General features: G+C 59.3%; 19 protein-coding genes and 1 tRNA gene. 6 read left to right on the forward strand and 14 right to left on the reverse strand.

Annotated features, from left to right (window positions below):
- Nucleotides 1-61: 61 nt before the first annotated feature.
- The 3 genes from ACO6TG_RS18600 to ACO6TG_RS18610 all read right to left on the reverse strand — a co-directional run bounded on the left by ACO6TG_RS18600 (nt 62) and on the right by ACO6TG_RS18610 (nt 4,210).
- Nucleotides 62-2,197 (reverse strand): hypothetical protein, encoded by a 2,136-nt coding sequence (locus ACO6TG_RS18600; RefSeq protein ID WP_422374559.1) that lies wholly within the window; start codon nt 2,195-2,197, stop codon nt 62-64.
- Between the two features lie 121 nt (nt 2,198-2,318).
- Nucleotides 2,319-3,470 (reverse strand): tRNA epoxyqueuosine(34) reductase QueG, encoded by a 1,152-nt coding sequence (queG, locus tag ACO6TG_RS18605; RefSeq protein ID WP_422378908.1) that lies wholly within the window; start codon nt 3,468-3,470, stop codon nt 2,319-2,321.
- A 47-nt stretch (nt 3,471-3,517) separates the two neighbouring features.
- Complete coding sequence (locus ACO6TG_RS18610) at nt 3,518-4,210, reverse strand: glutathione S-transferase family protein (RefSeq protein ID WP_422374560.1); 693 nt, start codon at nt 4,208-4,210, stop codon at nt 3,518-3,520.
- Between the two features lie 217 nt (nt 4,211-4,427).
- Between ACO6TG_RS18610 and ACO6TG_RS18615 the strand changes: the two genes are divergently transcribed.
- On the forward strand, nt 4,428-5,234 hold the full coding sequence (locus ACO6TG_RS18615) for an undecaprenyl-diphosphate phosphatase (RefSeq protein WP_422374561.1): 807 nt from the start codon (nt 4,428-4,430) through the stop codon (nt 5,232-5,234).
- A 109-nt stretch (nt 5,235-5,343) separates the two neighbouring features.
- On the opposite strand, the gene ACO6TG_RS18620 is transcribed toward ACO6TG_RS18615, so the two are convergent.
- The gene (locus ACO6TG_RS18620) at nt 5,344-6,663 is read right to left on the reverse strand and encodes a hypothetical protein (protein WP_422374562.1); all 1,320 of its coding nucleotides are present in this window, start codon (nt 6,661-6,663) and stop codon (nt 5,344-5,346) included.
- 202 nt (nt 6,664-6,865) lie between these two features.
- Entirely contained in the window at nt 6,866-7,891 is a 1,026-nt protein-coding gene (locus ACO6TG_RS18625) for a helix-turn-helix transcriptional regulator (RefSeq protein WP_422374563.1), read from the reverse strand.
- Between the two features lie 173 nt (nt 7,892-8,064).
- Between ACO6TG_RS18625 and ACO6TG_RS18630 the strand changes: the two genes are divergently transcribed.
- Nucleotides 8,065-8,301 carry a hypothetical protein gene (locus ACO6TG_RS18630; RefSeq protein ID WP_422374564.1) on the forward strand — a complete coding sequence of 79 codons (237 nt, stop codon included), beginning with the start codon at nt 8,065-8,067 and terminating at the stop codon, nt 8,299-8,301.
- A gap of 89 nt (nt 8,302-8,390) precedes the next feature.
- Here the strand turns inward: ACO6TG_RS18630 and ACO6TG_RS18635 are convergent, their stop codons facing one another.
- Entirely contained in the window at nt 8,391-9,650 is a 1,260-nt protein-coding gene (locus ACO6TG_RS18635) for an MFS transporter (protein ID WP_422374565.1), read from the reverse strand.
- Between the two features lie 434 nt (nt 9,651-10,084).
- Nucleotides 10,085-11,056 carry a complex I NDUFA9 subunit family protein gene (locus ACO6TG_RS18640; RefSeq protein WP_422374566.1) on the reverse strand — a complete coding sequence of 324 codons (972 nt, stop codon included), beginning with the start codon at nt 11,054-11,056 and terminating at the stop codon, nt 10,085-10,087.
- A 179-nt stretch (nt 11,057-11,235) separates the two neighbouring features.
- Here ACO6TG_RS18640 and ACO6TG_RS18645 point away from each other — a divergent pair.
- A tRNA-Leu gene (locus ACO6TG_RS18645) sits at nt 11,236-11,322 on the forward strand.
- A 118-nt stretch (nt 11,323-11,440) separates the two neighbouring features.
- On the opposite strand, the gene ACO6TG_RS18650 is transcribed toward ACO6TG_RS18645, so the two are convergent.
- Together ACO6TG_RS18650 and ACO6TG_RS18655 are read right to left on the reverse strand one after the other, a co-directional pair.
- Entirely contained in the window at nt 11,441-11,791 is a 351-nt protein-coding gene (locus ACO6TG_RS18650) for a hypothetical protein (RefSeq protein ID WP_422374567.1), read from the reverse strand.
- A gap of 181 nt (nt 11,792-11,972) precedes the next feature.
- Entirely contained in the window at nt 11,973-12,332 is a 360-nt protein-coding gene (locus ACO6TG_RS18655; protein WP_422374568.1) for an SMR family transporter, read from the reverse strand.
- Between the two features lie 109 nt (nt 12,333-12,441).
- Here ACO6TG_RS18655 and ACO6TG_RS18660 point away from each other — a divergent pair, with 109 nt between their 5' ends.
- Nucleotides 12,442-12,912 carry a hypothetical protein gene (locus ACO6TG_RS18660; RefSeq protein ID WP_422374569.1) on the forward strand — a complete coding sequence of 157 codons (471 nt, stop codon included), beginning with the start codon at nt 12,442-12,444 and terminating at the stop codon, nt 12,910-12,912.
- Between the two features lie 122 nt (nt 12,913-13,034).
- Here the strand turns inward: ACO6TG_RS18660 and ACO6TG_RS18665 are convergent, their stop codons facing one another.
- The 4 genes from ACO6TG_RS18665 to ACO6TG_RS18680 form a co-directional block, all read right to left on the reverse strand.
- Complete coding sequence (locus ACO6TG_RS18665; protein ID WP_422374570.1) at nt 13,035-13,865, reverse strand: hypothetical protein; 831 nt, start codon at nt 13,863-13,865, stop codon at nt 13,035-13,037.
- 200 nt (nt 13,866-14,065) lie between these two features.
- Nucleotides 14,066-14,845 carry a hypothetical protein gene (locus ACO6TG_RS18670; RefSeq protein ID WP_422374571.1) on the reverse strand — a complete coding sequence of 260 codons (780 nt, stop codon included), beginning with the start codon at nt 14,843-14,845 and terminating at the stop codon, nt 14,066-14,068.
- A gap of 90 nt (nt 14,846-14,935) precedes the next feature.
- Entirely contained in the window at nt 14,936-16,603 is a 1,668-nt protein-coding gene (locus ACO6TG_RS18675) for a sulfatase-like hydrolase/transferase (protein ID WP_422374572.1), read from the reverse strand.
- A gap of 72 nt (nt 16,604-16,675) precedes the next feature.
- On the reverse strand, nt 16,676-17,953 hold the full coding sequence (locus ACO6TG_RS18680) for a DUF3179 domain-containing (seleno)protein (protein WP_422374573.1): 1,278 nt from the start codon (nt 17,951-17,953) through the stop codon (nt 16,676-16,678).
- Nucleotides 17,954-18,266: 313 nt separating this feature from the next.
- Here ACO6TG_RS18680 and ACO6TG_RS18685 point away from each other — a divergent pair, with 313 nt between their 5' ends.
- Complete coding sequence (locus tag ACO6TG_RS18685) at nt 18,267-19,205, forward strand: helix-turn-helix domain-containing protein (protein ID WP_422374574.1); 939 nt, start codon at nt 18,267-18,269, stop codon at nt 19,203-19,205.
- An 83-nt stretch (nt 19,206-19,288) separates the two neighbouring features.
- Here ACO6TG_RS18685 and ACO6TG_RS18690 read toward each other — a convergent pair whose 3' ends face one another.
- Nucleotides 19,289-20,926: a sulfatase-like hydrolase/transferase gene (locus ACO6TG_RS18690; protein ID WP_422374575.1), complete on the reverse strand. Its 1,638-nt coding sequence runs from the start codon at nt 20,924-20,926 to the stop codon at nt 19,289-19,291.
- Between the two features lie 205 nt (nt 20,927-21,131).
- On the opposite strand from ACO6TG_RS18690, the gene ACO6TG_RS18695 reads away from it, so the two are divergent.
- Nucleotides 21,132-22,478, forward strand: coding sequence for a hypothetical protein (locus ACO6TG_RS18695; protein ID WP_422374576.1), 1,347 nt, complete (start codon nt 21,132-21,134; stop codon nt 22,476-22,478).
- The last annotated feature ends 36 nt before the right edge of the window (nt 22,479-22,514 follow it).

Raw genomic sequence — 22,514 nt, forward strand, 5'->3', positions numbered from 1 at the left:
CGTCAGCCTCAACAAAAAGGGCGGCCTGGGCCGCCCTTTCGATGATGGATGAGTGTTGGGCCTATTTCGCCTCGATCTTCACCGCCAGCAGGTCCGGCAGGGTTTGCGGGGCCGCCATGCTGCCGAGGATCTGCGCCAGTGGCACTGCGGCCGCAGGTGTCAGGGTCACTTTCAGCTCGCCCGGGTTTTCCAGAAACTTGGAGGCCGCGTCGCTCACCATCTTGGTGAAGGCCTCGTTCTGGACCGGCGCGGTGGCCTGGGCCGCCTGGGCAACCAGCGCCTCGCGGAAGACATTCTCCGGAATGCCCTGTTCTTCGGCGATATGGGCAATGCCCTTGGAAGCAAGGCCGTCGTCGCGGAAGGTCAGCGAGGCATCGACGAACTGCGCGACAATCAGCGCCATCTGACCCTGTCCTTCCGGATCCTCGAACAGGGATTTGGGCACATTGGCAAAGCGGGCCGACAGTTCGGCGCGGCCGAGGCCCTCAATCTCGACCATGAATTTTTCAAGGCGGAGTTCAAGGGTCGCCTCGTCCCAGTAGAGACGGGTTTCATCCGACCAGACAACGTTTTCCAGGCCAAGCGCTGTGAAGAGGGCCTCCGCCTCGGGATCGTCGATGGCCCTGACAGGAACCTGGATGCCTTCGTTGCGCACAAAGACATTGGTCGGGATCGGAGACACCGTTGTCGAAACGGTCATTTCCGCAGCGCCGATCTTCACCTGGTCCTTGTCCGGCGTGACGACGTCCAGTCCCTTGATCTCGTAGCCGAAGGACAGCGGCATGAAGGCCCGGGCAACGTCCAGCGGGTGGTCTTCGCCAAAATCGGGATCGGCCATCAGCGTGCTGATCATGGCGCGCATCGGCGTGTAGTCGGCAAATTCGATGTCGCCGATGGCCGCCCAGTCGAGCTTGAGGGAGGCCCCGTCCGGCAAGGACGGTGCGTCGAGGCCGACCAGCATCATTTCGCCGATGCCGTCGGAGTTGACGTCGGTCATCGCCATTTCCTTGATGGCGACAGTGACGTTTTCTCCTGGCGTCGGCGACGGCGCCTGGACATTGATGCCACTGATGCGGGCGTCCGTGATGCCAAAGGAACGGTAGAACTGGAACACCCCGGTGATCAGTTCTTCCGGAACAGGTTCCTTCTTGGCCAGCAGGTCATCGAAGAGGCCAAGAAGATTGTTCTCCCGTTTGAGGAAGGTGACCTCACCGATGGCGGCCCGGTCGATTGTCATATCCATGGACATGCCGTCAGGGAGCTCTTGCTGCGACGTGTAATCGACCGCAGACCCTTCCCGGACTATTACAATTTCCGTATCGCTCTCGGGAACGGCCGGGTCGAGCAGGTCGATAAAGGCTGCGACATCCATGTCGGAATAGACGGTTTTGCCCTGGCTGGTTGTCTGCGTCAGCATGCCGTTGCCGTCAGGCGAAGCCGTCTGCAGCGTCTGTGTCATGCTGTCGATCGAGTATTCGCCAACACGCCCGTCCGCAGCGTCGCTCAACCGGTAGCCATCCATTTGCATGGTGCCGGTAACAACCTGCACTTCCTTGCCGTCCTCCGTCGCAAACGCCTCGATGGTGACGGCCGTGCTGTCGACCTTGATCTCTTCATAGGACGCGAGCAGAGACGCCTTCAGGAACGGCAGCCAGCGGCTGGCCTGGCGCTCCGGGTCTTCGGCCGGAAGCTCGGGCATGGTGAATCTGTAATCGGTTGCGGACACGCCGGTCATCCGGCCGTCAAGTTCAAGTCGGCCTTTCCCTTCGGCGGAGCCGGAAATGGTGAATTCGCTGTCATCCGAATAGATCCAGCTCGCTGCCTGGAAATCGCCGTCCTCATGGGTCAGCCCGTTGACCGTCACTGTTCCGCTTGAAAACGTAATCTCGTAGCTTAGATCGGTCTTGTCGTCCGCGTCTCCGTCCTCGGACGGAAGACCGCTGATCGTGCCTTCCAGAGACAGCGTGCTGTCGGTGACGGTGAGCGTATCGCTGCCGGCATCATAGCTGACATTGCCGTTTTCGACGTCCAGGCCGAGGGCTTTGAGGCCGTCGACATAGGCATCGAATGCAGCCGTGCCCGTGTCCTGTGCCAGCGCGGGAGCGGAAATCAGCGCCAGCGCGGTGCTGAGGGTCAGGAACCTGGCGCGCGTCTTGGCTGATGTCGGAAAGGGAGCAGGTGTTGTCTGGAAAATCAATGTTTTGGCTCCAATGATATGATCGGAAACGACGAAGGTCGAACCCGATATAGGGGTATGTCTTAGGCCATTCCATGACTATGGCCCATTCTCATGCCAAGGTCGACTCACAGCGCCTATTTCAGGAAGTTACCGCCAGCCATTCGTTGCGCACCTGGTCGTTGTTTTCACCAGGAATTGCCTTGGCTTTTTCGGCCTGGAACTGCGTCGCCGGCGCCAGCTTTCCGAAGGCCCAGACAGCCGTACTCCTGACAGTCTCGTCCGGGTCTGCAAGGTGGTTTCGCACCTCTTCAAGCAAAGACTTGTCGCCGCTGTTGCCAGCGGCAGTCAGAACGTTGCGCAAAAAGCGGTTGCGGCCGATCCGCTTGATTGGGGATCCGGAAAAGAATGTGCGGAAGGCTGCGTCGTCCAGCTGGAGCAGATCCACCAGGCGTGGCGAGACAAGATCCTTGCGCGCGATCAGCTTCGCCTCCCGTGCGGTTTCAGCGAACTTGTTCCAGGGGCAGGCGGCCAGGCAGTCGTCGCAACCATAGATGCGATTGCCGATGGCATCGCGGAACTCCGCCGGGATCGGGCCTGAATGTTCGATCGTGAGATACGAGATGCAACGCCTTGCATCCAGCTGGTAGGGCGCCGGAAAGGCATCGGTCGGGCAGGCGTCGAGGCAGGCCCGGCAGGAGCCGCAATGATCGCGCTCCGCTCCGCTCGGGGGCAGCTCCAGTGTCGTGAAGATGGCACCGAGAAAGAACCACGAGCCGAGCTCGCGCGAGACCAGATTGGTGTGTTTGCCCTGCCAGCCAAGCCCGGCAGCTTCCCCGAGCGGCTTTTCCATCACCGGCGCAGTGTCGACGAACACTTTCACGTCGCCACCTCCGCGCGACACCAGCAGGCTTGCCAGCTCTTTCAGCCGCCCCTTGATGATGTCGTGATAGTCCCGGTGACGGGCATAGACCGAGATGCCCCCGGAACCAGGGTCTTCGAGATGCGCCAGGGGATGGTTTTCCGGCGCATCGTCTGGGCCGTAATTCATTGCCAGCATGATGACGGAACGCACGTCCGGCCACAGGGAGGCCGGCGCCGCGCGGCGCTCCGCGGTCTCCGCCATCCAGCCCATGGTTCCGTGATGGCCCTTGTCAAGAAATTCCTTCAGGCGCGCACCTGCCTGCGGGATGCTGTCGGCCGCAGCCACGCGAACACCGTCAAAGCCAAGCGTCGCAGCTTTCTCCTGAAAGGCTTTCAGCAGTTTTTCCGGTTTCGTATGCAACGCCCTCAGCCGACCGGCTCCCTCTTCGCGCGCGGCCCATCCGAACGTGAGCCCTCTTAGAAATCAAGATCGGTATAGGTGGGCGCTGGCGGCATGCCCAGCACCTTTTCACCCAGAAGCGGACGCATCGACGGCCGTGACTTGACCCGCGCATACCAGGTCTTGATGTCCTCTTCGCCGCTCCAGGGCACTTCGCCGAGATAATCGGCACAGGAAAGACCTGCCGCCAGGGCGAAGTCGGCAAAGGTCAGCCGGTCGCCTGCCAGCCAGCGGCGCGAGGCGACCAGATAGCCGAAATATTTCAGATGATGATGGATGTTGGCACGGGCGACTCTCAAGGCCGCTGAGTCCGGTTCTCCGCCACCGGCGGATTTCGGCATGATCTGCTTGTAGATGCGCTCGCGCACCAGATGACCGATCACTTCCCGGTCGAACTTGTCGAGGCACCAGTCGACAAGGCGCCGCGTCTCGGCGCGGGCTTCCGGATGGTCCGGCATCAGCCGCTTGTCGGCAACCGCGTAGCCACGTGTCTCGTCCAGATACTCCATGATCGGTCCTGGTCCGCAAATGGCGGGTCCGTCATTTTCCACGATCACCGGAACCGTGCCGGCGGCGTTCAGCAACAACAGCTCCTGCGGCCGCTCCCAGGGATTGACGTGCTGCTCCTCGAAGGCGGCGCCATACTCGCTCAGAATGAGGCGGATGAAGCGCGAGGAGGGGGAAAACGGATGGTGGTAAAGGGTCAGCATTGAGCGGTTAAGAGCCTGAATTGTGGCAAGACGACGTCAGCGGCAGTGGCCTTATCAAAAGACGCGTTAACGCGAGTTTGCCCTGAATATGGTTATCAAGGGTTTGACGGCGCCCCTTCGCTCCGTCAAATAAGCGGCGGTTCCGGTCGTGCCCCGACGCGCGACAGATACTTGGTCAGGCTTACCCGCATCAAGCGATTTGGAGACAAGATACACAATGGACGGCCAAACGATTGTAAATGCTCTGATTTTGGGGATCGTCGAAGGGCTGACCGAATTCATACCCGTCTCCTCCACCGGCCATATTCTGCTGCTCGGTCACTTTCTGGGCTTTGAAAGCACGGGAAAAACCTTCGAGGTGCTGATTCAGCTGGGCGCCATTCTGGCGATCCTGTCGGTCTATTTCGGCCGGCTGTGGCAATTGGCAAAGGCGCTGCCGAACGACCCCACCAGCCGGCGCTTCGTCTTCGGCATTCTGATCGCGTTCCTGCCGGCCGCCTTTATCGGCGTGATGCTGCACAGCTTCATCAAGGAAGTCTTGTTTGAAACACCGGCGCTGATCTGTACCACGTTGCTGGTCGGTGGCGTCATCCTGCTCTGGATCGACCGGCTGCCGCTCAAGCCGCGCTACACCAATGTGATGGACTATCCGCTGTCGCTCTGTTTGAAGATCGGCTTCTGCCAGTGTCTGGCCATGGTGCCGGGGGTTTCGCGCTCCGGCGCCACCATTGCCGGCGCCCTTCTGATGGGCACGGACAAGCGCTCTGCGGCGGAGTTTTCGTTCTTCCTGGCCATGCCGACCATGGCCGGCGCCTTTACCTATGATCTTTTCAAGAACCGTCATGTGCTCTCCGCCGATGACGTCGTGATCATCACAATCGGTTTTGTCGCCTCCTTCATCGCCGGTGTCTTCGTGGTCAAGGGGCTTCTGGATTTCGTCTCCAAACACGGTTTTGCGCCCTTTGCCTGGTGGCGAATTTTTGTCGGTCTGGCAGGGTTTGCCGGGCTCTATTTTCTGGGCTGAGGGCGTTTGCGTCGTCCGGGACATGCAAAGGCAGATGAAAATCAAGGATTTTCAATCAAGTTCCCAGAACTGCGGAGAACGGAACCGCAGAGAACAACAGTTTAGGGCTTCAGGTTGGTTCAGTCTCTTTTGCAGCTTCGATTTTGGAATAAGCGTCAAGGTATTGTGCTTCGGTAATCCGGGACTGCTTTCTAAGTGTTTCTAACGTGTATATTGCTGCCTCAAACTTTGGAAACGGATCAGAAGTAGGGCTGAAAAGAGTCGTTTTAAAACCCAGGATATCGTTTCGAATTGATGAACCCTGGTCAATAAAGAAACCGGCGACGTACCCGCTTTCTGGATCTGGTTCTGGAGCCGGATTGTTTATGCCTTGTTCAAATTCGTAGAAGCAGAACCCTTTCCTTCCAGTGTTTGAATTGCCGTATTCAATGAACATTTTGTTCGTATAGTGAGATATGTGTTCCTGTCCGTGATTGATGTCTTCAATGAAATTTAAAGAACGGTCGAGCAGCAATCCGTCAATAAAAACAATGCCGCTTCGACCCATGGACGTTGGTTTTTTTGTTATCTCGATGGTAAAAAAACCATAGGTAACAATTGTTCCCTCTCGAATGGAAATTGTCATCCAATTTCCGATTTTATCTACTAGGTCATTTCGCCTTAGTCTCTTGTGTTTTTGTGCGCTGTAGTTGACCTCAATGGGTGGCCCCCAAAGTCGATGATTTTCCAGTTTTTCGAAATACTTGCTAAAAATCTTGACTGCATGGCGGTCGGAAGACAAAAATATATTTGAGTTTCTGGAGCCTGCCATCCATCCGAAAAATACTTCCGTGTCATCTTCTTCATATTCAATAATCGTAAAATTTACTATTGGTGTACTGTGACGTAAAATCTTAATCTCGTGCGTCCCGTGAATTTTCTTCTTTCTTACACTAATCTGCTCGTAGCGCCCCGAAAAAAGCTGCGCGGGGCCAACGATGTCTGTCCACGTGCCTTCTTTTCCATTCTCTAGCCATGATGTATAGATTTGAGAGATTTCCGCTCCGTTTCTCTCGTCATAGTCGTATTCATCTATTCCAACAAAAGTATTTTTGACATCAACAGCGTGTTTCATCTTTCTTGCAATTCGAGGAAGGACCTCAGTGGATGGCCCTGCATATTCGATTTTCGTGTCGTTTTTGATGTTTTCGATTGCTCCAGCAATGTCTTCCTTGTTCAAATATTGCTGAATCACAAGTCCTGTAATGGCCGCAAGTAGAGCGACAGATAGTCGAATCCCATCCTCAATTGTCACATTGAGCATTTCTGCGAGCCAGGGAATAATCGTCAACGTCAGAAAACTCGAACCAAATAGGAAATAATTCCCGATCTGTAGCGTTCTTTTGCGACGTTGAAGCTTCTTCGTCTTGGAGTTAACTTTTTTGGCCATATAAAATCTCTCGATGAGGTAACAATATGAATAGAAAGTGGGTAATCAACCTATGGTTTAATTTAACATATTACCTAGTGTAAACGCGTTTGCAAATGAAGATCAATTTTTTGAAATACAGCAATTGTATTTGTGAAAAAATCTATTTAAATTCAATGAAGTAGAGTTTTTCGTGATTTTTCGGAGGTTTTTCTTTGCGGGGTTACTTTTCAATCACTTCTAGCTGAGTTGCATAAAGCGCCGCCAGCTCTTCCAGCTCGGCTGCCAGTTCCTCTCTCAGATTGATCGGTCCGACCAGCTCCGCGCCCGGGCCGAGCCATCTGACCAGCGGCAGGATGCGGGCGCGTTCGGTGGACGGAATGCTGATCAGCACCCGCCCGTCCTTCGCCGGTGTGAACACCGCGTGGCGGTAGTACCAGTCGGCGCTGAGTTTCTTGGCCTGGGCCGGCGTGATCAGGATTTCGGCGATGGCCTCCTCCTGTTCCCAGCGGCGCATGGCGCTGGACAGCCAGGCACCGCCGAGCAGGCTCTGGATCGAGAACTCCTTGTTGGGGCGAAAGAACATGCCGCTGATTTCCAGGTCCCGCACCCGGTCGGCGCGATAGACCTTCAGGACATTCGTGTCGACGCAGCGGCCGGCAAGATACCACAGGTCCCGGTCGAACATGACGCCGTAGGGTTCCACATCATGGGCCTTGACGGTTTGTCGTACCGGATTGACATGGTCGAAGCGCACCCGCTTGCCATCCAGGATACCGGCCATGAACCCGTCCAGAGCCGCCTGCCAGTCTTCGGTCGGCTGGGCCTTGGTGCCGGAATGAAAGATGTCCGGCGGGATCGGCTCGATTCCAACGATGCGGTCGGCGTCCTTCAGCAGCCCGTGCACCGTCTTCGGCAGGGAGGCAAGCAGCTTCTTTTCCGCCGCGTCCAGTTCGGCGGCCAGCGGCACCGTGCGGCTGGAGCGCACCAGTGCCATGGCCGCCAGCAGGGCGGCCGTCTCGTTGCGGGTCAGCGCCACAGGCGGTTGCAGATAGCCGCTGGCCAGCCGATAGCCGCCTTCCGCACCGCGCTCGGCATCGACAGGAACACCAAGCGCGATCAGCCGGTCAATGTCCCGGTAGATGGTTCTGAGCGACACCTTGAAGCGCTCGGCAAGGGCCGTTGCCGGCACCAGTCTGCCCCCGGTCAGCAGCAGCAGGATACCGAGGGCGCGTTCGATCGGGTTCATGAATTGGGTCTCAAAGGCGGTTGAATCAAAAAAAATCATACCCCGTGAACAGAACGGGATCAAACATGACTCACAGCTGTCAGGATTGCTTTGTCATTCTCTCCCCGTCCCCAGCGAACCGGATGCGCAAGTCCCCGCGAACCGGACGCGTCAATGCCCCTTGGAGAAGTGAGATGAGCCTTGAGATCGACACCATTTTTCGCAGCCGTGCCCATAGCCGCAGCCTTCTGCTATCTGCCCTTCGTGCATGTGCCGAAGGCGTCCGCGATTATTTCAATCGCCGGGCAACTGACCGGGCCTTGTCTTACCTGAATGACGATGATCTGCGCGACATCGGCCTGATGCGCACGCCGGATGGCTATCGCGAGCTGCGCAGTGACCGTTTCGGTCCGGGGTGCTGGAAGGGCTGATCCCCGCCGCCAAGTGGCAGCCTTTCATTTGCCCCGCCCCGCACCGGAACAAAACCGCCCGTCCTGCCCCTGGGACGGGCGGTTTGCCTCTAGCCGGCGTTGCGTCGCGTCAGCGCCTTGATCTCCGGTTTGTTCCAGGCCAGGAACATGACCACCAGTGCGACCACCGCCGCGATGATGACGCCGTAGAACGGCAGATCCAGATCGAGCCCGATCAGCTCGCCGCCCAGCAGCGAGATGACGCCGGCCACCAGCGTGAAAACGGCAATGGTGACGCCCATCACCCAACCCTGCTCCTCGTCGCTGACCGCGGCCGAATAAAGGCCGAGGAACGTGGGATAGGCGATGCCGAAGACAAAATAGAAGCAGAAGATCGGGAGATAGGTCATCCAGGCCGCAGGCGCGGCGACAAAGGCGCCGGCAGACACGGCCCAGACCGTGAAGGTGATGCCCAGGATGGCTTCCTTGCTGAAACGCTTTTGTGCCGGCACCACCAGGAACGTGCTGGAAAAGGCGAGCGCTGCGCCGATCGTCAGCATCACCATGGACCCGCCAAGCGTGCCGTAGCCGAAGCGGCTGGTCAGGTAATTGTCGACAAAGATGTAGAACGACAGATTGGCGATGTGGAAGAAGAAGAACACGATCGTCAGCCGCAGCACCAGCGGGTATTTGCCGATGCGCAGGAGCAGCTCGAAAATCTCCGCCGGGCGGAACACGAATGTGCCGGTCTCCTCCGCATCGTGCTGATCCTTGAACGACGTGATGACGAGCACAATCGCAATCAGCACCAGCACGAAACAGGCATAAAACGGCAGCTTGACGCTGGCGATGCTGCCGATCAGCACGGGATCGGACAAAAGCCCGCCGATCAGCGGTCCGCCGACCAGGCCGAAACTGACGCCCGTGATGATGTAGCCCATGTTGCGGTTGCGGTCCTCGTCATCGACGCTGCCATCGATCATCGCCGCCTGGGCGATCGGCTGGTTGCCGGCCGTCAGGCCGGTGATCGCGCGGCCGAGGATCATCAGGAGGAAACTGTTGAGATAAAGCGCGACGATGGTCAGCCCGTAGCCGACCAGCGCACCGAACAGGCAGATCAGGATCGCCTTCTTGCGCCCGATCACATCGGAGAGTTTGGAGATATAGGGCGCGCCGAAAAACCAGCACAGGAAAAAGACACCGATGATCAGACCATAGTCGAAATGACGGGCGGCCTCGGAGGTGTCCTTGGGCAAAAGCCCGGTGCCGGGCTCCATGATCAGGCTGTTGAGGATCGGAAACACAAGCCCCTGGCCGAGCAGGTCGACAAACACCACGAACAGCAGCGTGACCTTGGCAAAAAACGACATGAAGCCCCTCCCGATCCCGTGTCGATCTCCCAACGGTAGGCGAAGAGGCAGAAGGCGGCAATCAAAAGGTGAAACGGGCCGGACCCGCCATCCGGCGTTCCGGGCAAGGGCAGTGGCGCTTCATGCCGTTCCGGAACGCTGGGTATCATTTGTTCGAGGGCGCTCCGCAGCCGCAACAAGAAGGTGCTTCCCGCCTGCCGAAGCTGGGGCCGGATCCTTCGAGACACCCGGCTTTGCCGGGCTCCTCAGGATGAGGCACTGGAAGTGGCAGGGTCAAGGAGGGCTGCCACACAAACGGCCTCATCCTGAGGAGCCGCGTGAGCGGCGTCTCGAAGGATCCGCCGCACGGGAGCTGAACAGGCGGCGCTGCGATGGCCGAATACAAATTGGGCGGGCCAGAGGACCCGCCTTTGAATGCAGAAACGCCGGAGACCTTATGCCGGCCGGTGGGCGTCGTACTGGCCGTGCTCGCGGTACCGGTCCAGATAGGTCGGCAGGACCGCTGCCAGGGTCGCCGGTGAAATGCCGATGCCTTCCAGCGTGCGGCCGTCTTTTTGGGCGCTGTCCGAGACGACATTGTCGGTCTTGAGCAGCTCGACCTGGTCGGCGGTGAACGGCGCCATCGGGAACATCTGGAACACCTTGCCCATGGCGGACGCGACCGGGAACGGAATCGGCAGCAAGACGCGGGAGCGGCGGGTGATCTCCAGCATGTCGCTGAGGCAGTCGCGGAAGCTTTTGACTTCCGGTCCGCCGAGCTCATAGACGCCGGGGTTCAGGTCACCGTCGACGGCCCGGGCAACGGCTTCGGCAACATCGCAGACATAGACCGGCTGGAACTTGCTGTCGCCGCCGCCGAGCAGCGGCAGGGCCGGGGCAAAGCGGGCCATATCGGCAAACTTGTTAAAGAACTCGTCTTCCGGACCAAACACGATTGACGGACGCAGGATGACACTGTCCGGCAGGGTTTCCAGAACGCCGGCTTCGCCGGCCGCCTTTGACCGGGCATAGGCGGAAGTGCTGTCTGCATCTGCGCCGATGGCCGAGATATGGGTCACGCGGGAAAGGCCGGCGCCGCGGGCGGCTTCCGAGATGGCGCGCGGGCCGAAGGCCTGCACCGCATCGAAGCTCTGCTTGCCGGTGGGCGCCAGGATGCCGACGCAGTTGACCACGGCATCGGCACCGATCACGGCACGGTCGACGGACCAGCGGTAGCGCAGGTTCGCCTGCACCGGCATGATCTGTCCCGGCGCGCCGAGCGGCTGCAGGTGTGTGGCGAGATCCGGCCGGCGCACGGCAGCGCGCACCCGGTAGCCGCGCCTTGCCAGCGCCTGAACGATGTGGCGGCCGAGAAAGCCCGATCCGCCAAAGACCGTGACGAGTTTGCCGTTGAGTGCTGTGGACATTGTCAAAATGCCTTCTGTCGCGTCCAAAAGGGGAGGCGGCCCAAGATTTTGGCCGACTCTGTCAGGGAGTTTCTTACCCCCTTGACGAGGGTCTGTGAAGGGCGGGCTGTGAATGAAGAAAAAAAGTCGCACAGAGTGATTGACAAGGGGCAACACCACCCTTACAAGCCCCCCTCACAGCCCAGGTGGCGGAATTGGTAGACGCGCTAGCTTCAGGTGCTAGTGCTCGCAAGGGCGTGGAGGTTCGAGTCCTCTCCTGGGCACCAAATTCCGGTTTCGGATCGACTACCATCGATCGAAACACTCGCAAAAAAGCTCCGGTTCGCCGGGGCTTTTTTTGTGTCTGGAATCTTGAACCACAACTGCGAAACAAGCGAACCTGCTTTACACTTTACCGGCCTCAGAGTTTGAGTTTTCATCTGAGGGGACAGGTTTTTCCTGTTTTTGTTCCCCTTCATCCGGGACGGCTTCCAGTGACAAGAAAAAGGTCAACAAGAATCCGGGCAAAACATAAAGAATGGGCAACGCAAAGACATAGAGTGCCTTGGGCGCTCCACTGTTGAAACCGATCCGGGGGTCGCCGTAAACCAGAACCAGGAGACAGACAAATATAACAACGGCGAAGCCTTTAAGTGCCATAACCGGCGCGGGCCCGCCGTAGACCTGTAGACGCGTCTTGCATGCACGGCAGGGAAATGGGGCCTTGAGCCAGTCAAGTTTATCTTCGACGCTCACTCCGCTCAGATATAGGGGCGCAACGACTTTGGAAACCCAGGTCCTTTTCCCGCAGACCGGACACCGTGGTCCAAGAGCAATCATGTGGGCTGCTTCGCGTTATTTGCGGAGAAACGGACGGCATTGCGGTGGGCACACTGGAACAGTTTCGGCTGCATTCCAGTTAAGTGCCTTGTTCCCCTCAATGTCCCACCGCCTTGGAAAACACGTTGATCACCACCACTCCGGCGATGATCAGGCCGAGGCCGAGAATGGCCGGCCAGTCGAGTGTCTGTTTGAAGACCAGCCAGGCGACCAGGGTGATCAGGACGATGCCGGCGCCGGACCAGACGGCGTAGACGATGCCGGTGGGCAGGACGCGGATCGGGTAGGAGAGCAGCCAGAAGGACAGGGCGTAACCGACGATCGTGATCGCGGACGGTACCAGCCGGGTGAAGTTTTCCGTTTTCGCCAGGGCCGAGGTTGCGATGACTTCGGCGACAATCGCAGCAGCCAGGAAGAGATAGGTGGCGGCAGGGCTGAGAAGCGGATGGGCGGGCATGGTCTGGTCTCTTGCGGTCTGTTGCGAAAACGGGTCCGATGAGCACTGACCGGGCCGGGGCGGAAAGGCAAGCAGTTTCCCGGTACCGGGCTGCTGTCAGGAGAGCGGCATGGACAGACCGAGCGGGCGTTCCAGAAGAGTGATCCGGCTGGCGGTGAGCGCCTTTGCCATCACGACGCTGGTCCTGCTGTTGCCGGGATATCTCACGTCCTGGCAAGCGGAGCCGCCGCGCGATGCCGAATTTTACGTCAGCCAGGCATTCGAGCGGCGTCAACGCGTGTTCGACGAAAGCGGCGCCTTTGGCCGCCTTCCGGCGGATGCAGCGTTTGGCGAAGTCACGAGGTTTTCCTGCGCCCGCTCTGCCGCGGCGCGTCTGGAATTTGGCTGGCGCGGGGCCCGCGAACGCCTCTATGACTGCCCGGCTGTCTTCAAGGACCAGAAGGGCCGGGCCTATACTTGGGTGTTTCGATTGATTGCAGATGAAGACGCCGCCGCGGCGCCGTCACCGGAAGGTTACCGCACGCTTCATATCGACGCGATCGATGCCCGCGTGCTGCTGGACCAGAAGAAGCTTCTGTGAGGCTCCAGGACAGTCTGGAGCGCAGCCTCTGCGGCATGTCGGATCAATGGCCGGAATATGTCGCTGAGCCTTGCGAACAGGCCCGGCGGAGTGAGCCAATCTAACCGGAACATGCTCTGGCATCAGAACTTGTAGGAGCTTTCCAAAAGCAGGCCATAGCGGTGATAGTTCTGGTCGAAGACCACCTTTTCTCCGGTGACGGCGTAGCGCCGGTCGAAGTTGGATTTCAGCCACCAGTACCGGCCGCCGACGCCAAGTTGCCAGTTCGGCGTCAGGTTGGCCGTCAGCATGGCATCGGCTTCCACACCATAGGACCAGTTGCTTTCCCAGCTCTGGATCTTGTTGTGGGCCCAGGGCACACCGGCAACATCCACGGTCCAGCCGAAGCGCTGGTTGAAGTCGCCCTCGGTGCTGACCCCGACGCGGATCGCGTGCCAGTCGCGCGACTGTTCATAGGTTCTGGAATTGCGGCGCATGGACAGGTCGTCGGAGAGATACTGATAACCGACAAAACCTTTCAGCCGGGCCTGATTGCCGGCCAGCTGCGCTATCTGCCAGCCGCCGTCGACCACCACATAACTGAGCGTGGTCTGGTCCTTCTGGTCCATCTCGACACCGAGCAGCTCCGCGTTGCCGCTGACATTGCGGCCAAGCCCGACATAGGCCCGCATGAAGGCGCCTTCGCTGGTGTCTTCCAGCGTTCCGACCAGCTCGGCCGTATGGGACCTGACATTGTCGGTGGAAGACAGGTCGAAACCGGACCCGAGAAAACTCGAATTGTCGAGATCGGAGCGCGACTGGCTGTACCAGTAACGCAAGCCGATGCTGCCGCGCAGAGCCGACGTCTGGTAGAGCTGGCCGCTCGCCGGATAGGGATCGGCCGCAACGGCCGGGTTTGTCACGCAAGCCAGCAGGCACAGGCCGGCCGGCAGCGACAGAAAATCTCTTTTCATCACTGAAACACCGTCTTTGGAAAAAAGCGTAGATTCGCGTTAAAGGTGTATCAGTTTATTGCTACTTATGGTTAACAAGGGATGAAAGGGCACCTGTCAAAAACACCGATGACGACAGGTCTAATCTATCGCCGGCGAAAACCTGAGCCGGCCGGGGCTGGTTTGCTCAGGAATTCGGAAGCCGATCCGTCGGGATCGTCCTAGAACCGGGCTGCAATCCCCAGGAGTGGCCCGTGGGTGATGGTGTCATAGGCAAAACGGGCCGTTCCGGACTTGCCGTTGTCGTAATCGACGCCGAGCGCCTTGTATTGCAGGTGGGCGGACCAGGTCTTGTTGAAATGGTAGCCGGCGCCGGCCTGGACGTTCCAGGTAAAGTCGGACGCGGCCCCGAAGCCGCCAATGTCACCGCGCGCGTTGACCGACCATTTGTCGTTGATCATGTGAAAGGCGCGCAGACCGATGACCGGATCGATCCAGTTGTCGCCTCGGCTGATGGTGAAATTGCCGGCAAACGTACCGGTGGCGTTCAGATCAAGATCAATGTCCCAGTAACGCCCGCCGGCATAGATATCGATGGAAGTCTGCGGTGTCGCATAGGCCCGGTAGAACCCCATCCCCTCCAGGATCAACTGGCTGACGCCGACGCGAATCCTGCCGCCTCCGCGCGGGGTGTCGTTGGCGCCGCCGAGATTCATGTAGGCAACATCCAGCATGGCGCCGACTTTCTGCTGGTAAATCAGCTCCGTTCGGATCATGCCGCCAAAGCGCAGGTTTTCCAGAATGTCGTCCGTGCCGATGTCGATGTCGGTGTTGGGCAGCCGGCCGACCTGGGACGTGCCGGTTATGTTTGCGGCGACAAAATAGGGCGCCACAAGGAACTCCCAGGTCTTGTCGATGCGCTGGTTGACCGGCTCTGTCACGGGGGCCGGTTCATAGGCCAGATCCGCCGCGCCGGCCAGGGACGGCAATAGTAGGCTCATCAAAACGGCAGCGCCGCGCGTCAATGATGGTTTGAGACACTTGTTCATGCGGTGTGTTCCCCTTTTCAATCCCAATTTTGCGCGCAAAGCCTAGCGCTCCGGCACCTGGCGCATGAACAGATATTCCTCGACCATCGCCTTGGTCTCGGGTCTAAGGTTTTCGATACCCTCATAAGGCATGCCGAAGCCCGGCTGCTCGTCAGGGTATTTCTTTTTTCGCATCATGTGGCGCTGAAGCATATTGACAAATTTAGCACTTCCCCAGGCGCCGATCTCTGTCGACACGGGGTAGCGCTCCTGCGGGTCTCGGAAGAGGTCGTAGAAATCGGCCAGGATGGCGTTTTCGATACCGCCGCCCGGGATCGACAGCTTGAACTGTTCCTTGATCACTGCTTCCAGCTTGTTGATGTTGTAAAGGAAAACGTAGTCGCGCCGACCGAATGTCTCTCCGTTGAGCAGCAGGGAAGTCTGGTCGATTCCATCAATGATCCGGTCCGTCGGCACCTTGTCGAGCGCGCCGCCGAGCCGGGCCAGGGTCGTGAAAAGGTCGCTGACATGGACCATGTCGCCGACGACGGAACTTGGCTCGATCACGCCTGGCCAGCGGACAAACGCATCGACGCGTACGCCGCCTTCCGTGGTGTCCCCCTTGCCACCGCGGAAGATCATCGGCGTGTAGCCTGACTGCGAGGAATATTTGGTGAAATGGCCGTTGTCGCCCATGACGATGACAATGGTGTTGTCCTTCACCCCGAGCGTCTCCATCTCCGCCATCAGCTCACCGATCCAGCTGTCCACCAGCTTCATCTTTTCCACGTAGTGTCCACCATTCGGCGTTGTGTAGGTGTCCGTCGTGGTGCGCGGTCCTGTCAGTGGATAAAGCGGCCAGTATTGCAGAAAGAACGGCTCGTCCGCCGCAGCCAGCTCGCGCAGCTGCTCCATGGCCTGGGTCTGATACCGGACATTCATCTCGTGGTATTTGGCTTCCGTCCAGCGCTCGCCCGGTTCCATGTCGACTTCACGAACAGGCTCGTTGCGGAGCCCTTCGACGCCGGTCACCAGACGCGAGGCATCCGTGCGGAACCAGGTGTCCAGGGTAAAGCGGTCGTCGTAATTGTTTGACCCGATGCCGATCGACACCTCTTCATCGGCGGCATCGTCGTGATAGATGGTCAGCTGGCCTTGCTGGTGGATCGGGAAGGCCGCGTAGTCGAAGCCCTGGAAATTGGGCCAGGACTGTTGCACGTCGCCCATATGCCACTTGCCGACATGGGACGTGTTGTAGCCGGCTTCCGACAGGACTTCGGCCAGGGTCACTTCCTTGTCGGCCAGACCGTAGCCGGAGAGCTCGACCTGCGTATTGCCCATGCCGTTGCGGTGCGGCTGCCGGCCGGTCATGAAGGCGACGCGGGTCGGTGTGCAGGAGGGTTCGGTGTACATGCGTGCCAGGCGCATGCCTTGGTTGGCGATTTCGTTGATCGCCGGGGTCCTGTATCCGCGAATGGCATTCAAGGTCTCGCTGCCGAGATCTCCAAAGCCGATGTCATCGATCAGGATGTAGAAAATATTGGGAGGCTTGCCGCCGTTCTGCTCCCTGAATTCGGCCAGAGCGGCATTCAGGCTTTCGTCCTCGGTCGCCCATTTTTCAGCATGCTGTGCCTGAAGAATATAGTACTCCGCGTCATGCACGATGCTGTCCTGAGCTTGCGCCGGAAGTGTGATCACCAGGGACGCCAGGGCCGTCAGAAGTCTCTTCATGCCGTACTCCACCTCAAAAATCTGCTTGGTCTTGCAAGTCCGGAAAGGTGCGATGCGTGCACACATCTACGCTCACTGGGCCGCCTCCGAAGCCGCGGTTCCAGTCGTCTCAGGGCTTTCCGACCGGACGGAACTACCGATGCGATTGATGTCCGTGTGCGGGAAAAAATCGGCCCAGACATGCCAGAACATGCCCGGGCGCACAGTCTCGACCCGGGTCAGCTGTCCGGCCGGCGTCTTGCCGAAGACATCCACGTCCGTGACCGGAGCGCCGGTATCATTGTACCAGATGCCAAGGCTCTCGAATTTCGGGTCCCAGGCAACAACAAGGTCGCGGCCGCCCACGCTCGCATTGACGACATTTCCCTGTTCGACCACGAAATCATCGGTCCAGCACACCACGTCGCCGTTGATCACGACACCCCAGACATAGGTCTTGTTGTGCAGCCGGTCATCGCTGCGGGACATGTTCTGGATGATCGGCTCCCTGACCCGGTGCTGTCGGGCGATCTCGGAAGAGAAGATGGTTTCAATGGCCAGATCGAACAGGCGCAAAAGCGGATTGGACGAGGGTTTGTTGATGAACACCGTGCCGTCCGGATAGGCCTTGGAAAACCCGCGCATGGTCATGCGAAAAGTGGGCCAGGGCTTCATCGCCAGTTCCGGTTTGACCGGACAGCTGGTGCCTTCCGCAGTGGCACCGGCATCCCGGTCGCGAAAGCCGAAGATCTGCTGGATGGGTTCGCCGGTCCTGTTGTCACGCAGGATCAGGTTGTTGCCGTGCTGGGCCAGGACTTCAAGATCCAGCGCTTCGCCGGCCACGGTCGGTGTATAACCGACCCCCAGATTGGCCATCGCGCAGTAGGTCATGATGACATTCTCGCCATCAAGGCCGTCCTTGTTGCCGGCCAGATGCGGCCGCATGATCTGGGCATCCGGGTGAGCACGGGCGATGCCGTTGTTTTCAATGACAATGACCGGGCTGGACGGACTGACCCATTCCGACGCTTCCCTGATGGGAAAGTATTGCGCGCTGGATTTCTGGTTGCGCAGGCCGACATGCACCCAGACATAGGGAAAGACCAGCAGCACGGCGCCAAGAAGGAACGCAATCAGCCACAGCCAGAAGGGCCCGCCCCCGAGCAGGAAATGCGCCGCGGTCATGATCACCAGTCCGGTCACACCAAGCGCAACCAGCCGGTACTCGTTTCGGATGAACCGGGCCATGTTCTCCCGCTTCACCTTCAGGAACATCTGGGTCACGTCGCCGAGATCACGGAAATAAAGGCCGCCAATGCCCAGGGCGACGACAAGTCCGGCATAGAACAGCAGATTGGCAACGAGGGACATGACTTCCGGTTCTCCAAGCTTGGTTCGGCGGAACTATTCCGCGGGTGGCCCTTGCAGGACCTCGGCCCGTGCGGTCCCGGACGCGCCGCTGGAAAGCGTGGTGTCCAACAGTGTGCTCAATGTTGTCGTTACGTCAATTGCCGCCTGGCGGATGATGTGGCAGCGGAGGGGCAAGCAACGTTTGGAGCTGGAAACCGATTTTGGATCGCACAGGGTAAGGTACGGATGCGTCATGAATTTCTCCGAAAAGCAAATTGACAATACCTGCCCCTGCGTGATCGCATGATCCAAATTGCGAAACGAGGGCGCTGATTTGGAAGGCAGCGGGTTCCAGACATTGATTGCGGCCGAATTTACGGACGTTGACCAGCTGTGCGCGAACGCCCGGCACTGGGATCTCAGTTTCCGGCCCCTGGCGGCGCCGGCCGGGCCCGGAGCCCTTGCCAGGATGTTGCAGGGCCGGGCGCGGCGGATCGATTATTCCTATGCCCGCTTTCTGGTAGGGCTCGACCAGCGCGGGGCGCCACCGGCCGGCAAATTCACGTTCACCATTCCAGGATCGTCGCTGGGCCAGCTCTGGTGGCGCGGACAGACGACTGGTGCCCAGGATATCCTGGTCTTCTCGCCGTCCACGGAGCTGGCTTCCTTCTCCGGCCCCGATTTTGAGGTTCACCTGATTTCGATCACACCGGAAGACCTTGCAGCCTATGCGGAGCGGCGTGGTCTCGAGGTGCCTGCAAAGGCCCGGCTGCCAAGCGTTTTCAAACTGCCGGTTGCTCATCTGCGGCGGGCGCGACGGGTGCTGGCAGGACTTGGCGCCGGTCCAGGCCCCTTCGCGTTCTGTGATCTCGATATCCTGGCGGAGGGCCTGGTGTGCAGCTGGCTGAGCCAGGCCGGTCTCCGCCCGCGTAGAACGGATCCCAGCGCATCCGGACGGGTTGTCGATGCCTTTCTGGAGCGTGTGTCGGAGGGGGACGTCAGGGACCTTCGGATCTCGGACCTGTGCGTTGCCGGAAACATCTCCAGGCGGGCCCTGGAGCTGACCTTTCGGGAACGGTTCGGAGTTTCGCCATCCGCCTTTCTCAAACGCATGCGTCTCTGCCAGGCCTATCGCGACCTGACGGCGGCAAGCAGTATCGACCGCACTGTTGGTGACGTCATGGACAAGGTTGGTCTCACCCATGTCGGCCGCTTCGCACAGGAGTATCGCAGCCTGTTCGGCGAGTTGCCGTCTCATACGCTGGCCCAATAGCGGGGCGCCAAGGTCGCACATGCCTTTGCTGCGATGCAGCGCTCCCGCGGCCCTGTTCAGGGCTTCCGAGCCGATCACCAGCATCACTGCCAGCTCTTGAACACATCCCGGGTGAGTTCGGTTTCCGGCCTCAGGTTTTCAATTCCCTCATAGGGCGTGTTCTTGCCGAGCGGCAGATGAGGGTATTTGGCAATGGTCTTCTGATGCCGCTTGACCATGTCCTGGAAGGACGCGCCGGACCAGAGCGAATAGCCGACCAGAGGAAACTCTTCCCGTGGGTCTCTGTAGATGTTGAAGACATTTGCCGCTGCGCCTGGCTGGCCCGGGGCGGGCAGATGCATCTTGAATTCCTGTTTTACGACTGAGCGCAGCACCGGGCCCTCGTAGACATAAACGTAATCGCGCCTGGAATTGCCTTCGCCTTCCAGCAGCAGGGCGGTCTGGTCGACACCGTCAATCACCCGGTCACGGGGGATGTGTGCCGTCGCTCCGGCTATCCGCGCAAGCGTGGTGAAGAGATCCGAGACATGCACGATGTCACCGGCTGCACTGCCGGCTTCGATCGCCCCCGGCCAGCGGATAAAGGCATCCGTGCGCACGCCACCTTCCAGGTGCTGGGTCTTGCCGCCCCGATAGATGAGCTGATTGAGGCCAGATGTGCCTTCGTAGTGATACATGAGGCCGTTGTCGGCCATCAGAACGACAATCGTGTTGTCCCGGAGCCCCAGCGCGTCGACCTTTGCCAGCAGCTCCCCGATCCAGCCGTCCAGCAGCTGCAATTTATCCGCATGAAAGCCACCGTTTCTGGAAAGCGCCTCGTCGGGATAGACAAAGTTGAGCGGATAAAGCGGCCAGTATTGCAGGAAAAAAGGCTGGCCCTCACCCGCGAGGCGTTCCAGTTGCTCAAGGATCTGGCGCTGGTAGCGCTCGTTCATTTCTTCGTATTTCGCCTGGGTCCATTCTTCGCCGGGAGCCATGTCGACCTCCCGAGCGGGCCCGCCGGCGGTTGCTTCTACACCCGTCACCAGGCCATAGGGTTTGAAGCGCTGATCGATCGCGAATGAGCTGCTCTGACCGGAAGCGTGGTAACCGAGCATGTTGTTGGCTTGCATGGCTTCGCGGGTCATCAGGCTAAGCTGCACCTGCTGATGAAGAGGAAAGGCAGCCCAGTCAAAACCCTGATTGTGGGGGTAAGCTTCCTCGATGTCTCCCTGGTGCCACTTGCCGACATGAGCGGTGTTGTAGCCTTCCTGTTTCAGGACTTCGGGAAGCGTGACTTCGTCCTTGGACAAGCCCTCGCCGACAAGTGCAACTTTGACTTCCTCGACACCTGCCCGGATCGGATGACGGCCGGTCAGAAACGCTGTGCGTGTCGGTGTGCAGGACGGCTCGGTATACATGCGCATGAGCGACAGGCCGTCTGCGGCGAGCTGGTTGATATTCGGCGTATCGATGCCCATGACGTAGTTCATCTTCCGGCTACCCATTTGCCCGAAGCTGACGTCGTCGATCAGGATGTAGAGAATGTTGGGCGGTTTACCGCCATTGGCGTCCTTAAGCTCGGCAAGTCTTGCATCCAGGCGGCCATCCTGCTGCGCCCAGGCCTCGCCCTTCTGTGCGAGAAGAAAGGCAAATTCGCCATCATGAACGATCTGGTCCTGCGCAACGCTCTCGCCAATGAGAAATGACAGGGCCGCGGCCAACCCAAATAGCTTTTTCATCTGATCCCTCCCGTTTGACACGGACAGGCGGCTTTGCCGGGCTTCAAGAGCTTGGGGAAGCTGTTGGCACCTTGCCGCGGTATCTCCCGTAGCGGAAAGACTAGGTCATCCGCACGGGTCCTAGGATCGTATCAAGGCGTATGCTACGGTAGCGCGATCGGGCGAAGGGTATGTAAAACAAGAACTTGGCCCATGGGAGGTTGGTTTGAGCGAGCGACCTGAACCGGACAGTCACGATATTCGCGAGGCCTTGACCCGCATTCTGGCATCGCAGGGTTTTCAAACGGCTGGCCGTCCTCGTCAAATCCTGCAGTATGTGGTCGAACAGAGTCTCCGGGGGGATGCGGACAGCATCCGGGCCAAGTCGATTGCGCTTGACGTCTACGGCTATTCGGTTGACGAAATTGCCGATCGAGAGACGGCGGTCAGGGTGGACGCGGGCAGATTGCGTCGCCGCCTGGAGGAATATTATGCGGGCGAAGGCTGCGCAGACCCAGTCGTGATCAGCCTGCCGAAGGGATCCTATGCGCCGTCCTTCAAGGCGGTACGACCGTCAGTTGAGCCGACTGCGGGCCTGGACGGGTTTCCAGCCGCATCCAAAACGCCCGCAGGGCAACGACGACGGGGTGTTCTGGTATCCGCGTTCGCACTTTCCCTGCTGTGCGTCACAGGATTTGCAGTCTGGAACGCGCAGCCTCCTGTGCCGCAGGGCGCACAGCCAGGTGCTACGGAGCTGGCACGGAAACGAGTAGCGACGTATGAGGCTTCGCCGGCGCGTTTGCTGGCTGTCAATCTTGCCGCGACTGGGCGGGACGTAATCTTCCCGGCGGTGGATCCTCATCGCCTCCGCGCGGCGCTTGCCATTTTCGAAGCGGCAATCGAGGCGGATGAAGGCTATTTTGGCGGTCATGCCGGCGCCGCGCAGGTTCTGGTGATCCAGTCCCTGCTGGCCATGGACAAAGACCGTGCAGACAGTCTTCTTGTCGATGCGGAAAACAACCTTCTGGACGCGGAGAGACTGGGGCCGGATGCGGCCTGGACCCACTCCGCCCGAGCCTCCGTTGACTGGGCCAATCGCCGTTTCGATGAAGCCGTTGCCACGTCCACAGTCGCGCTGTCGCTGGCACCAGACGATCTACACCTGCTCGAGTTTCATGCCTTGATTGCCCTTTATGCCGGGGCATTCGAGGAGGTCATCGAAACCGTCACCGCGCTTCAAGCCCAGGAGCGCTTTCCTGTGGGCACAGTCTTCGGCAATGCGCTCGGTGCCGCCTATTTTCATGAAGGTGATCCCCGGCGCAGCGTTGACACCTTCGAAGCGGTTGTGGCTGCGGGCGGTCCGGCTGGCCCGTTGACCCTTGCCTATCAGGCCGCGGGCTATGAACAACTCGGCATAAGCGGCAAGGCGGCACGCAAGGCCGAACAACTGATGGCGACATGGCCGGATCTGCCGCTTGATCGGCTTTTCCTGAAACTCTTTGACGATCCGTTACATGCAGAGCAGCTGACAAGTGCTTTGAGCCAGGCCGGCTGGCAGCCGCCCGACAGGTGAGATGGGCGGCAACGGTTCGCGGCAGCAGTCGATACG

It is taken from the genome of Roseibium sp. (genome assembly GCF_965233565.1).
In the GTDB taxonomy this organism is placed as follows: domain Bacteria; phylum Pseudomonadota; class Alphaproteobacteria; order Rhizobiales; family Stappiaceae; genus Roseibium.